The sequence below is a fragment of the Veillonella parvula genome (assembly GCF_048309325.1).
Classification (GTDB): domain Bacteria; phylum Bacillota; class Negativicutes; order Veillonellales; family Veillonellaceae; genus Veillonella; species Veillonella parvula_T.
The window spans coordinates 104,019-116,770 of record NZ_DBFBTX010000005.1; the positions used below are offsets into that span (position 1 = coordinate 104,019).

Annotated in this window: 12 protein-coding genes; all 12 read left to right on the forward strand. The window is 38.0% G+C overall.

The window, feature by feature from the left end; genetic code table 11:
- The first annotated feature begins 67 nt into the window (after positions 1 to 67).
- The 12 genes from mscL (at position 68) to ssnA (ending at position 12,735) form a co-directional block, all read left to right on the forward strand.
- Positions 68 to 535, forward strand: coding sequence for a large conductance mechanosensitive channel protein MscL (gene mscL / locus ACMKPP_RS05110; RefSeq protein ID WP_012864626.1), 468 nt, complete (start codon positions 68 to 70; stop codon positions 533 to 535).
- 123 nt (positions 536 to 658) lie between these two features.
- Positions 659 to 1,708, forward strand: coding sequence for a 2-hydroxyacid dehydrogenase (locus ACMKPP_RS05115; RefSeq protein ID WP_077708594.1), 1,050 nt, complete (start codon positions 659 to 661; stop codon positions 1,706 to 1,708).
- 82 nt (positions 1,709 to 1,790) lie between these two features.
- On the forward strand, positions 1,791 to 3,479 hold the full coding sequence (locus ACMKPP_RS05120) for a glutamine--tRNA ligase/YqeY domain fusion protein (RefSeq protein ID WP_105086679.1): 1,689 nt from the start codon (positions 1,791 to 1,793) through the stop codon (positions 3,477 to 3,479).
- 190 nt (positions 3,480 to 3,669) lie between these two features.
- A complete protein-coding gene (locus ACMKPP_RS05125; RefSeq protein WP_418369374.1) occupies positions 3,670 to 4,302 on the forward strand; it encodes a hypothetical protein in 633 nt (210 codons plus the stop codon).
- A gap of 104 nt (positions 4,303 to 4,406) precedes the next feature.
- Positions 4,407 to 4,994 carry a DUF3793 family protein gene (locus ACMKPP_RS05130; RefSeq protein ID WP_308521437.1) on the forward strand — a complete coding sequence of 196 codons (588 nt, stop codon included), beginning with the start codon at positions 4,407 to 4,409 and terminating at the stop codon, positions 4,992 to 4,994.
- A gap of 10 nt (positions 4,995 to 5,004) precedes the next feature.
- Positions 5,005 to 5,424 (forward strand): flavodoxin, encoded by a 420-nt coding sequence (locus ACMKPP_RS05135; RefSeq protein WP_004696544.1) that lies wholly within the window; start codon positions 5,005 to 5,007, stop codon positions 5,422 to 5,424.
- Between the two features lie 398 nt (positions 5,425 to 5,822).
- Positions 5,823 to 6,455, forward strand: a complete 633-nt coding sequence (locus ACMKPP_RS05140; protein WP_227037105.1) for a helix-turn-helix transcriptional regulator — start codon at positions 5,823 to 5,825, stop codon at positions 6,453 to 6,455.
- Between the two features lie 9 nt (positions 6,456 to 6,464).
- Positions 6,465 to 7,676, forward strand: a complete 1,212-nt coding sequence (dpaL, locus tag ACMKPP_RS05145; RefSeq protein WP_195213099.1) for a diaminopropionate ammonia-lyase — start codon at positions 6,465 to 6,467, stop codon at positions 7,674 to 7,676.
- Positions 7,677 to 7,688: 12 nt separating this feature from the next.
- Complete coding sequence (locus ACMKPP_RS05150; RefSeq protein ID WP_418369375.1) at positions 7,689 to 8,999, forward strand: YgeY family selenium metabolism-linked hydrolase; 1,311 nt, start codon at positions 7,689 to 7,691, stop codon at positions 8,997 to 8,999.
- A gap of 155 nt (positions 9,000 to 9,154) precedes the next feature.
- On the forward strand, positions 9,155 to 10,348 hold the full coding sequence (ygeW, locus tag ACMKPP_RS05155) for a knotted carbamoyltransferase YgeW (protein ID WP_418369376.1): 1,194 nt from the start codon (positions 9,155 to 9,157) through the stop codon (positions 10,346 to 10,348).
- Positions 10,349 to 10,416: 68 nt separating this feature from the next.
- The gene (gene arcC / locus ACMKPP_RS05160) at positions 10,417 to 11,352 is read left to right on the forward strand and encodes a carbamate kinase (protein WP_308521435.1); all 936 of its coding nucleotides are present in this window, start codon (positions 10,417 to 10,419) and stop codon (positions 11,350 to 11,352) included.
- A 54-nt stretch (positions 11,353 to 11,406) separates the two neighbouring features.
- Positions 11,407 to 12,735: a putative aminohydrolase SsnA gene (gene ssnA, locus ACMKPP_RS05165; RefSeq protein WP_418369377.1), complete on the forward strand. Its 1,329-nt coding sequence runs from the start codon at positions 11,407 to 11,409 to the stop codon at positions 12,733 to 12,735.
- Positions 12,736 to 12,752: the final 17 nt, after the last annotated feature.

Sequence of the window (12,752 nt, forward strand, 5' to 3'; positions counted from 1 at the left end):
TATCTTTATTTTATGATTAGTACTGTTATTAATGCATTCTCAATTAAACGTATCTAGGAGTATGAAAATGAAAGACTTTTTAAATGACTTTAAAGCATTTGCTTTCAAAGGCAATATGATGGACCTAGCTATTGGTATGATTATTGGTGCTGCTTTCACAGCATTGGTTAATTCTGTTGTAAACAACCTATTCATGCCTGTTCTCAGTGTATTCACAGGTGGTATTGATTTTAGTAATTTGTACTTGCCATTGAGCACAGGTTCTAAAGATGCATTCATGGCTGGTGCTGATATTGCTACAGCTCGTGCAGCTGGATCTGTATTGCCATATGGTACATTTATTACTGATTTGATTCAATTCTTGATTTTGGCATTTGTTGTATTCTTGATGGTTCGTGGTTTGGCTAAAATGATGAAATCTGCGAAAGAAGAGGAAGTTGCAGAAGCACCTGCAACGAAAGAATGTCAATTCTGTAAATCTGAAATCAATATCAATGCAGTTAAATGCCCTAACTGTACTGCAGATTTGAACTAGTTCAAATTTAAATTATACATAAAAGGAGTGAGGTTTTGACCTTACTCCTTTTTGTTGTATTACGTTAGCTTTCTAGTATAAAATATAATTATAATATATAGAATTTTTTAGGGAGGGATATACATGGAAAAGAAACCTCTAGTAGTAGTAAATGGACTGGTTCGCAAAGATGCGATTGCATATTTAAAAGAGCATGTAGATGTGCGCCAATGGACTGAAAAAACAGTGATGCCTCGTGAGGTACTGAAGGAATGGCTCATTGATGCGGATGGTTTGTGGTGTGTACGACCTTTAGATGTAGATGGTGATCTTGTAAAGAATGCGCCAAATTTAAAGGTTATAGCACAAGCGGCCGTAGGTTATGATAATGTAAATATTGATGAACTAACAGCGGCAGGTATTCCTTATGGCAATACGCCAGGTGTTCTCAATGAAACGGTAGCAGAACTTGCATTTACGTTGATTGCTACGGCTAGTCGTCGTATTATAGAAAATGCTAACTTTGTAAAAGACGGTCGTTGGGCTCAAAGACCTTCTAACATTAAAGGTTTTGATTTAAGTCGTCGCACTCTTGGTATCATTGGCATGGGAGCTATCGGCGTATCCATTTCTCGTCGTGCCCGTGCGTTTGGTATGACTGTTGTGTATCATAATCGTAATCAACGTTTGGATGATAAGATTCATAAGACTACTTATATGGAGTTAGATGATTTATTAGCCATTAGTGATGTAGTATGCGTTATGGCTCCATTGACAGATGAAACATATCATATGTGTGATGAAGCGTTTTTCAAGAAGATGAAGAATACAGCTTTATTTGTTAATGTTGGTCGTGGACCTATCGTAGATACTGATGCACTTATCAATGCTCTTAAAACGGGTGAAATCGATTATGCTGCCCTCGATGTAACGGATCCAGAACCATTACCAGCGGATCATCCATTGTTAGATGTAGAAAACTGCCTTATTGTACCACATATTGGCTCTTACACAGATAGAACTCGTTATGACATGTCTATTTTGACAGCGGATAATATTATTGCCGGCGTTCATAAGAAACCTTTAAAAACATGTGTAAATGAAGAAGTAAATTATAAGAAACCTCAAATGGATGTAGAGTCTGCGCTAGAAGAGCTTAAAAAGGCTGGCGTTGATTTAACTGATTTCGACTAAAAGTGGAAGACATTAAAAGATATGCGGTTTTATACAAAATATGGTAAAATAAAAGAATATTTTTCCTATGGAGGTAAGAACGTTGGAACATAAAGACATTGAAAAAGATGTAGCTCCTGAAGAAGTTGTATCTGTTAACTTTATTGAAGCTATTATCAACAAAGATAACGAAACTGGCAAATACGGTGGCCGTGTATTGACTCGCTTTCCACCAGAACCAAATGGTTACTTGCATATTGGACATGCTAAATCTATTTGCCTCAACTTTGGTATTGGTAAACAATACAATGGCTTAACAAATCTTCGCTTTGATGATACAAATCCTGTAAAAGAAGATGTCGAATATGTAAACTCCATCATGGAAGACGTTAAATGGCTTGGATTTGATTGGAATGAACAACCACGCTATGCATCTGATTATTTTGACCAAATGTATGAGTATGCTAAGAAATTAATCACCCTTGGCAAGGCTTATGTAGATGATCAAAGTGCAGATGAAATTAAACAAAATCGCGGCGATTTCTCTACTCCTGGTGTCAATAGTCCATACCGTGAGCGTAGTGTAGAAGAAAACTTGGCACTCTTCGAAGAAATGAAGGCTGGCAAGTATAAAGATGGGGAAAAGGTATTGCGTGCAAAAATCGATATGGCGCATCCTAATATCGTAATGCGTGATCCTGTTATTTATCGTATTGTAAATACAGAGCATCATAATACGGGTAATGAGTGGAAAATTTACCCTATGTATGATTTTGCCCATCCTATTGAAGATGCTATTGAACGCATTACGCATTCTATTTGTACATTGGAATTTGAAGTTCACCGGCCATTATATGATTGGGTGTTAGAGGAATGGGATGATACTGAAATTCCTCAACAAATTGAGTTTGCTCGCTTGAATGTAACTAAAATGGTTATGTCCAAACGTAAATTGCGTGCTCTTGTTGAGGCAGGCCTTGTAGCTGGTTGGGATGATCCCCGTATGCCGACAATTTCAGGTTTGCGCCGCCGTGGTTATACACCGGAATCTATTCGTGATTTCTGTGATCGCATTGGTGTAGCGAAGGCGGATAGCGTTGTTGATATTGCTTTGCTTGAGTTCTGTATCCGTGAAGATTTGAAACTCAAAGCTACACGCCCTATGGTAGTTATTGATCCTGTGAAAGTTGTTATTACGAACTATCCAGAAGGTCAAACTGAACTTTGCACAGTTGAAAACAATCCAGAAAATGAAGAGTTGGGTAACCGTGAAGTTGTATTCGGTCGTGAAATCTACATTGAACGCAATGACTTTATGGAAGAACCAGTTAAGAAATTTTTCCGCTTGGCACCAGGTAAAGAAGTACGCTTAAAAGGTGCATACTTCATTACATGTACTGATGTTATTAAAGATGAAAATGGCAATATTACAGAAATACACTGTACATATGATCCAGAAACTAAGAGTGGTAGCGGTTGCACTCGTAAGGTAAAAGGGACATTGCACTGGGTTGAAGCATCTACTGCAGTAGATATTGAATCTCGCTTATATGATTATTTACTTAAAGAAGATTCGGATGGTAAAGACTTCTTGGGCGATTTCAACCATGACTCCTTACAAGTATTCCATAGTAAAGGGGAAGCATGTCTTGCTAATACTGTACCAGGTGATCATTTCCAATTCTTGCGTCAAGGTTACTTTGTAACTGATAAAGACAGTACTTCAGACCATATTGTGATGAACCGTATTGTTGGTTTACGCGATAGTTGGGCTAAGGCACAAAAGAAATAATATAACGCTTATTTTATATTACTATAATGTTAAAGAACCGCTCCTTGGTGGGCGGTTCTTTAACACTGGGTTATTACTATAAATACTTTAATGACAATAGATATTTAGAATAGCCTAAGCCATTGTTTGGCTTTAATCTCTAGATGTTGTATTGCTAGCTTATTATATTAAAGCTTTGATGAGGAAAAACATGAAGAAATTAGTATTACTTGCTACGGCAGCGGCTGTGTTGGCATCTGTGCCAGCTACTGGTTCTGCAGCAAATATCAAGTCCATTTTAAATAGAAGTCAAACTGTAACATATCAAGGTGTTAAATTGCCTGAAGGTGTTACTATGTATCAAAATAATCCTAAAGCGTTGTTTGCTGGGGAGGGTAAAAAAGATATTAAGTCTGTACTTCTTGAGTCGGGCGCGTCTTCTGCAGACGTATATACATTAAACATTAAAAACGCGAATGAAATGCAATATGCTGTTTATGCGAATGTTGTGTTAGGTAAACAATTATTTGGTCGCATGAGTGAAACAAAACATTTGAATACAGATTCTTCATCTCTTGGAGTATTAGCTGCGGCTATTAACAATGGCGATAGTCCTGTACTTGGTACTTTCACGGTAATAAACCCATTAGTAAAACAAGGCAATGCCTATGAAGGCACATTGAAATATAAAAGTGTAGCTAATAATAATTCTTATAATGAGATATTACATATTAGTATTTCTAAAGATAAATATACAGGACCAAATGCTCATTTAATCGCTGTTGATGAAGCTAATGATAGTGTTGTATTCCCTAAAGTTAAAGGTTTATTACATACCAAATAATAAATAATTATTGAAAATATATATCAATTATTCTTGACAATTTTTCTCATCAAGAGTACTATGAGCCTATAGGAATTATTCTCATTAGAGGTAATTCTAACGATGTGCAACAGGCAGGTACTATTATGATGAATTCAATTGACCATATCATTGGATATCATTGTGCACCGGCAATTCGAGGTATTAAGCTATCGAACTTGGTTTCTATTCCACGGGACATGAATGAACAAATCCAATTTGTATTGACAGAATATAATAAAGCGTTCAATGAAAAAGGATTGTTCTTCTTTGAATTATGTCGTTGTAAAGCGCGAAGACTATTATTGGTATTCCGTGAGAAGCAATTAAGAGACTATGTACGCCAACCTGCGGTGATGTTATTTTTGAAAGCCTACGGTTATCATGATCGAATGAGCATTATGGAGATGCTTGAACATCTTAGATATCGTATGGAAGTAAGCATTGAGTTTCCACATGAAATCGGCATTTTTTTAGGTTACCCATTAAAGGATGTGAAATGTTTTATTTCTTATCGTGGTGGAGGATACCGAATGTGCGGAGAGTGGAAGGTTTACCATGATGTGGTAAATGCGCAACGCTCTTTCTTGTGTTACAAAGCATGTCGTGAATTTTGTCAAACTCAATTGATGTTGGGAAAAACATTTAGTTCATTGGTCGCAAGAACGGCCTAGGAGGTACAAGATGATTGGTGTAATTTTTTGGTCCGGTACAGGCAATACAGAACGCATGGCTTATGAAGTAGCTGAAGGTATTAAAGCTGCAGGTCAAGAAGTTGAAGTAAAATCCGTTTCTGAAGTATCTGTTGATGAAGCAGCAGCTTATGAAAAATTAGCTCTTGGCTGTGCTGATATGGGTGCAGAACAATTAGAAGAAGGCGAATTTGAACCATTCTACACTGAACTAGAAGGCAAGTTGAGTGGTAAAAAAATAGCGATCTTTGGCTCCTATGGTTGGGGTGGCACTTGGTTGGAAGATTGGGGCACTCGAATTAAAGATGCTGGTGGCGAATTAGTGGCTGATGGCGTAGCAATCTTGGGCGAACCTGATGATGATGGTAATGCACAATGCCAAGAATTAGGTAAAACATTAGCAAATGCTTAATTTGATTTCAACTACTAAATAAATACTAATAGTTAATAATAAAAAGGCTGTAATGACGATAATTCGTTATTACAGCCTTTTTTTCATGTACTTATGATTGATATGATAAAGCAAAGGTCATTAAAAATTTTAATATCGTTAAGTAAATGTGATGAAAATCATAATATTTATTTATCTTTATCTCTATTTGTGTATATAAGCGTATAATTATAAATAACTTTAATGCATAATTATATTGCATTTTTGTACACATAGCCCTATAATTTAGTTAAAGAACCTAACAAAAATTTAGGTTGATACAAAAATAGTTAGGGTTAATTTTATATTAACTATTAACTGGGCTGGCGTTATTTAAACTGGAAAGGTTAACCAATGACATTGGAAGAGGGGTTATTTCAATGAGTACATTAGAGCGAATAAAAGTCATAGCCCATGGATTAGCGGCGCAATTTGGCCCATCCTGTGAAGTATTGATTCATGATTTACAAGGGGATATCAATTCGTCTCTTGTATATATTGAGAATGGAACTATAACTAATCGACATGTTGGTGATGGTCCATCGCATGTGGTTTTAGATGTGCTGAGTCATGACGATGGTAGCGAGGGTAGATTTGGTTATCTCACAAAAACTAAAGATGGCCGAATATTAAAATCTTCTACCATGTATATTCGTGATGATACAGGTCGTATAGCATACTTGTTGGGGATTAACCAAGATATAACAGAGTTTGTTTTGATGCATCGGCTTTTGGATAGTCTGGTCAATACAGGTCAGGAAGATGCAGGATCTGTTGAAAAAATTACGACGAGTGTATCGGAACTATTAGATGATTTATTACTAGATGTAGAACGTATAGTTGGTAAACCAGGACCATTGATGAATAAGGTGGAACGCTTAAAAGCTATTACCTATTTAAACGAAAAAGGGGCTTTTCTTATCTCGAAGTCTTCTGAGAAGATAGCAGAGTATTTTAATATTTCTAAGTTTACTCTTTATAGTGATTTAAATACTGTAAAGGAAGAATCCTAGGAGGCAAATATGGAACGAATTCAGTGGAAACGTAATACGATGGCACCATCTAGCGACAAGTTTTTGTCCGTTATGGATGTTAGAGAGGTTAAGAAAGCTAAAGCGTTTCATGAAAGTTTTCCACAATATAGCATTACCCCACTTGTATCGCTTAAGAATTTAGCATCTCATATCGGTGTTGATGCACTCTTTGTAAAAGATGAATCTTACCGATTTGGCCTTAATGCATTTAAGGTATTAGGCGGTTCCTATGCGATGGCAAAATATGTGGCGCAACAAACTGGTAAAGCTGTTGAGGATGTACCATATGATGTATTAACATCTGCAAAATTAAAAGAAGAGTTTGGTCAAGCTACATTCTTTACTGCAACTGATGGTAACCACGGTCGTGGTGTAGCATGGGCAGCCAATAAATTAGGTCAAAAATCTGTAGTATTTATGCCAAAGGGCTCTACAGAATATCGTAGAAAACAAATCGAAAACGAAGGCGCTACCGTAACAATCGAAGACTTCAACTACGATGAGTGTGTACGCTTAGCAACTAAAAAGTCTAAAGAAGTTCCTAACGGTGTTGTAGTTCAAGATACTGCATGGGAGGGTTATGAAGAAATTCCAAACTGGATTATGCAAGGCTATGGCACAATGGCTATGGAAACAGCAAATCAATTAGAAGCTGATAATTGTAAAGTTCCTACACATGTATTTGTACAAGCTGGTGTAGGATCCCTTGCCGGTTCTGTAGTGGGTTACTTCACTAATCTATACAGCAATGTGGCTAAAAAACCTAAATTAGTTGTTGTAGAAGCGGCAGCAGCAGCTTGTTTATACAAAGGCGCTGTAGCTGATGATGGTAAACCTCGTATCGTAGAAGGTGATTTAGAAACAATTATGGCAGGTTTAGCTTGTGGTGAACCGAACACGGTTTCTTGGGATATTTTAAGAAATCATGCAGATGTATTCGTTTCTGCGCCTGACTGGGTGGCACGTTTAGGCATGCGCGTTGGTGGTGCACCAATTAAAGGCGATACTCCAATTACTACTGGTGAGTCTGGTGCAGTTCCATTAGGTCTTGTAATGGCAATTATGACGATGCCGGAATATGAAGACTTACGGAAAGAATTAGAATTAGATGCGTCTTCAAAGGTACTCTGTTTCTCCACTGAAGGTGATACGGATCCTGAAAGATATAAAAATATTATGTGGTATGGTGAAGATCGTTAGGAGGCATTAATTATGGATTTACAAGCAATTAAACAAGCAGCGGCAACTTATGGCCCAGCGATGACAAAGTTTTTACGTGAGATCGTAGCATTTCCAGGAGAAAGTGCTGAAGAAAAAGATCATGTAAAACGTATAGAACAAGAAATGAAAGATCTAGGATTTGATGAAGTTGAAGTAGATCCTATGGGGAATATTCTCGGATATATGGGCACAGGGAAAACTCTCATTGCCTTTGATGGACATATTGATACAGTTGGTATTGGCAATCGTGACAATTGGGATTTTGATCCATATGATGGTTTCGAAGACGAAACTAAAATTGGTGGCCGTGGCGTATCTGACCAATTGGGTGGTATTGTATCCGCTGTATACGGCGCTAAGATCATGAAAGATTTAGGCCTTCTTAACGACAAATATCGAGTACTTGTTGTAGGTACAGTTCAAGAGGAAGATTGCGATGGTCTTTGCTGGGAATACATGATTAAAGAACGCAATATACGTCCTGAATTCGTAGTATCCACTGAGCCAACTGATGGCGGTATCTACCGCGGTCAACGTGGTCGTATGGAAATCCGCGTAGACGTACAAGGCGTATCTTGCCATGGTTCTGCGCCGGAACGCGGTGACAACGCTATCTATAAAATGGCAGATATTCTTCAAGACATTCGTGATTTGAATGCTAATTCTGCCGATGAAAGCACAGCAATTAAAGGTCTTGTTAAAATGCTTGACCCTAAATTCAACCCTGACCATTACGAAGAAGCTCGCTTCTTAGGTCGCGGTACAGTAACTACTTCCCAAATTTTCTATACTTCTCCAAGCCGTTGTGCAGTAGCTGACTCCTGTGCTATTTCCTTGGATCGTCGTATGACTGCTGGTGAAACTTGGCAAAGTTGTTTGGCAGAAATCGAAGCGTTGCCACATGTTAAAGAATATGGTGCGAAAGTATCCATGTACGAATATGCTCGTCCATCTTGGACTGGTTTAACCTATCCAATCGAATGCTACTTCCCAACATGGGTAATTCCTAAAGATCATAAAGTAACAGAAGCTTTGGAAGAAGCATACACTAGCTTATATGGCAATGAACGTATTGGTGCAGAAGATACAGTTGAAATGCGTAAAGCTCGCCCATTAACTGATAAATGGACATTCTCCACAAATGGTGTATCTATCATGGGTCGTAATGGCATTCCTTGTATTGGCTTCGGTCCTGGTGCAGAAGCACAAGCACATGCTCCTAACGAAGTTACATGGAAACAAGATCTTGTAACATGTGCTGCTGTATATGCATTATTACCATCTGTATACTGCAAAGACTAATATCATGTTCTGTGAATTAGATCTATTTAATACGGGAATAATTATAACATAGTTGATAACTACAAATTTAATATGGTACCTCCCCATTTGATGAGATACCATATTAAGTTAGATCCTAAGTAGCCCTTTAGGGAATTGAAAGAGAGGACTTACAGATGACAGACTTCAATAAAAGTATTGAAACTTTACAAAAACTAGACGTTAGTAAAATGTACGGCGAAGATTTTTTCTTAACTTGGGAGAAATCTGATGATGAATTGCAAGGTGTTTGGGCAGTAGCTGATGCATTACGTGCTCTTAGAGAACGCAATATTTCTACTAAAGTATTTGACAGCGGTCTTGGTATTTCTTTATTCCGTGATAACTCTACAAGAACACGCTTCTCCTTTGCTTCCGCTTGTAATTTGCTAGGTCTTGAAGTTCAAGATTTAGACGAAGGCAAATCTCAAATCGCTCACGGTGAAACAGTTCGTGAAACAGCTAATATGATTTCCTTTATGGCAGATGTTATCGGTATTCGTGATGATATGTATATCGGTAAAGGTAATGCTTATATGCATCAAGTTTCCGATGCAGTTAAAGAAGGTCATGAGGATGGTGTACTAGAGCAACGCCCAACGCTTGTAAACCTACAATGTGATATCGATCATCCTACACAAATCATGGCTGATACAGCTCATATCATCAAAGAATTCGGTGGTGTAGAAAACCTTAAAGGTAAAAAGATTGCTATGACGTGGGCGTACTCTCCATCCTATGGTAAACCTTTATCCGTACCTCAAGGTGCTATCGGCTTATTCACTCGTCTAGGTATGGAGGTCGTTTTAGCTCATCCAGAAGGGTATGAAGTAATGCCGGAAGTTGAAGAAATCGCTAAGAAACAAGCTGAAGCTAGTGGTGGTTCATTCCGTAGAACTAACGACATGAAGGACGCTTTCAAAGATGCAGACATCGTATATCCTAAGAGTTGGGCTCCATTCGGTGCAATGGAAAAACGTACTAAATTGTATGGTGAAAACGATCATGAAGGTATTAAAGCATTAGAAAAAGTTCTTCTTGAAGAAAATGGTAAACATAAAGATTGGGCATGTACGGAAGAGATGATGAGTATCACAAAGGACGGTAAAGCTCTTTACTTACATTGCTTACCGGCAGATATTACAGGTGTAAGTTGTGATGAAGGTGAAGTGGACGCAACAGTGTTCGACCGCTATCGTATACCTCTTTACAAGGAAGCAAGCTACAAACCATATGTTATTGCAGCTATGATTTTCCTTAGCAAATTTAAAAATCCTGTAGAAACCTTAAAAGAATTAGAACGGAAGGGAACCGAACGAGTTCAACCGTAAAGTAAAGTTTAGGGGCCATCCGTATTGATGGCTCCTTTTATTCTTAATAGTTTGTTATGAGGCATAACATGAAAAAGAGAGTTGTAGTAGCATTAGGGGGAAATGCATTAGGCAATTCCTTACCAGAACAGAAAATTGCAGTAAAAAGTACAGCTAAAACAATCATTGATTTAGTAGAAGCTGATTGTGATGTAGTGGTAACACATGGTAATGGACCTCAAATTGGTATGATCAACAATGCGATGGCTGCGTTGACTCGTGAAGTAGAGGGTCAACCAAATACTCCATTATCTGTATGCGTAGCAATGAGTCAAGCCTATATTGGTTATGACTTACAAAATGCTCTTCACGAAGAGCTCTTAAATCGTGGTATTAAAGATTTGCCAACAATGACTATGGTTACACAAGTACTTGTTGATCAAAATGACTCAGCTTTTCAAAATCCTACAAAACCAATTGGTCACTTTATGACTCAGGAAGAAGCTGAATATGCAGAAAAGAATTACGATTATGTGGTAAAAGAAGATGCGGGTCGTGGTTATCGTCGTGTGGTGGCATCTCCAGCACCAAAAGAAATCATTGAACTAGAAGCAATTAAAGGTTTAGTAGGTAAACAATTAATTGTTGCTTGTGGTGGGGGAGGTATCCCAGTAACTAAAGAAGGTAATGAACTTCATGGTGCAGCTGCTGTTATCGATAAAGACTGGACTAGTAGTTTATTGGCCCAAGAAATTGATGCTGATGTTCTCGTTATTTTAACAGCTGTTGAAAAAGTTGCCATTAACTTTGGTAAAGAAAATGAAAAATGGCTTGATGAAATAACCGTTACACAAGCTAAAGAATATGTATCAGCTGGTGAGTTTGCAGAAGGCTCGATGAAACCAAAGGTAGAAGCCGCTATAGCATTTGCAGAATCCAAAAAAGGCCGTGTTTCTATTATTACATTATTAGAGAAATCTAAAGATGGTATAGCAGGAAAAACAGGCACGCGTATCGTATTATAATAATATATAAGTTTATAAGTATGCATTTCAACGAATCGTTGAGGAGGTGCCCAAATGATTATATTAGGAAAAGGTACTGTTATTACTCGCGACGCTGATAGACCTATCATTTATGATGGTGCTGTTGCTATCGACGGGACTCAAATTGTTGATATTGGTAAATATAATGAATTATGCGAAGCTTATGCAAACGCAGAAATTATTGATGCTCATGGTGGCTTGATTATGCCAGGTTTCATTAATGCACATCATCATATTTACTCCGCTCTTGCACGAGGCTTATCGTTGCCAGGTCCAGCACCGACTAACTTCGGTGAAATCTTGGAAGGCCTTTGGTTCTACTTAGATAATAAATTGACCGCTCCTGATGTAAAAGCAAGTGCATTACTTACATATTTAGGCTGTATCGAAAATGGCGTAACTACTATTTTTGATCATCATGCAAGTTATGGTGAAGTGCCTAACAGCTTATCCATCATTGCAGATGTAGCTAAACAATTCGGCGTTCGTTCTTGTTTGTGCTATGAAGTGTCAGATCGCAATGGTCCGGATCAAATGAAAGCGGCTGTGGCAGAAAATGTCCGTTTTGGTAAAGAGGCGAAACAAGATTCATCCAGACTGGCGGCGATGATGGGCTTGCATGCATCTTTCACATTGAGCGCGGAAACATTAGATTATGTGAAAGCTCATAATGAGGATCAGTTGGGATATCATGTTCACGTTGCAGAAGGGCCAGAAGATTTGGCAGATAGTAAAGAAAAATATGGCATGACACCTGTTAAACGACTTGTTGAAGCTGGCATTTTAGGTCCTAAGAGCATCGCTGGTCACTGCGTACACGTAACTGATGAAGATGTAGCATTGTTGAAGGAATCTCAAGCTAAGGTTGTACATAACCCAGAAAGTAACATGGGTAATGCAGTAGGCACAACAGATATCTTGAAACTATTAGATGCAGGTATTACTGTTGGTCTTGGTACAGATGGTTATACAAATGATATGCTCGAATCTTATAAAGTAGCGAACTGTCTCGTGAAACATGAGCAACATAAACCATATGTAGGCTGGGGAGAAGTACCTCATATGCTATTTGAAAACAACCGTAACATGGCTAATGAATTCTTCGACACTACGGTAGGTATCCTTAAAAAAGGTGCCGCAGCTGATGTAATTGTTCTTGATTACGCAGCACCAACACCACTTGATGAAAATAACATCAATGGTCACTTGTTATTCGGTGCTAATGGTATGTATGTGGTAACAACTATTAGTGATGGTGTACCACGCATGATTGATCGTAAATTACAAGGCATTGATAAAGCTGAAGTAATGGACGAAGTTTTAGCAACATCTAAAGGTTTATGGAAACGACTAAACCCATAACGCAAGCGCTTTAAAGG

Coding starts and splice junctions, on each gene's coding strand:
- mscL (WP_012864626.1), top strand. CDS start 68: ATGAAAGACTTTTTAAATGACTTTAAAGCATTTGCTTTCAAAGGCAAT.
- ACMKPP_RS05115 (WP_077708594.1), top strand. CDS start 659: ATGGAAAAGAAACCTCTAGTAGTAGTAAATGGACTGGTTCGCAAAGAT.
- ACMKPP_RS05125 (WP_418369374.1), top strand. CDS start 3,670: ATGAAGAAATTAGTATTACTTGCTACGGCAGCGGCTGTGTTGGCATCT.
- ACMKPP_RS05135 (WP_004696544.1), top strand. CDS start 5,005: ATGATTGGTGTAATTTTTTGGTCCGGTACAGGCAATACAGAACGCATG.
- ACMKPP_RS05140 (WP_227037105.1), top strand. CDS start 5,823: ATGAGTACATTAGAGCGAATAAAAGTCATAGCCCATGGATTAGCGGCG.
- dpaL (WP_195213099.1), top strand. CDS start 6,465: ATGGAACGAATTCAGTGGAAACGTAATACGATGGCACCATCTAGCGAC.
- ACMKPP_RS05150 (WP_418369375.1), top strand. CDS start 7,689: ATGGATTTACAAGCAATTAAACAAGCAGCGGCAACTTATGGCCCAGCG.
- ygeW (WP_418369376.1), top strand. CDS start 9,155: ATGACAGACTTCAATAAAAGTATTGAAACTTTACAAAAACTAGACGTT.
- arcC (WP_308521435.1), top strand. CDS start 10,417: ATGAAAAAGAGAGTTGTAGTAGCATTAGGGGGAAATGCATTAGGCAAT.
- ssnA (WP_418369377.1), top strand. CDS start 11,407: ATGATTATATTAGGAAAAGGTACTGTTATTACTCGCGACGCTGATAGA.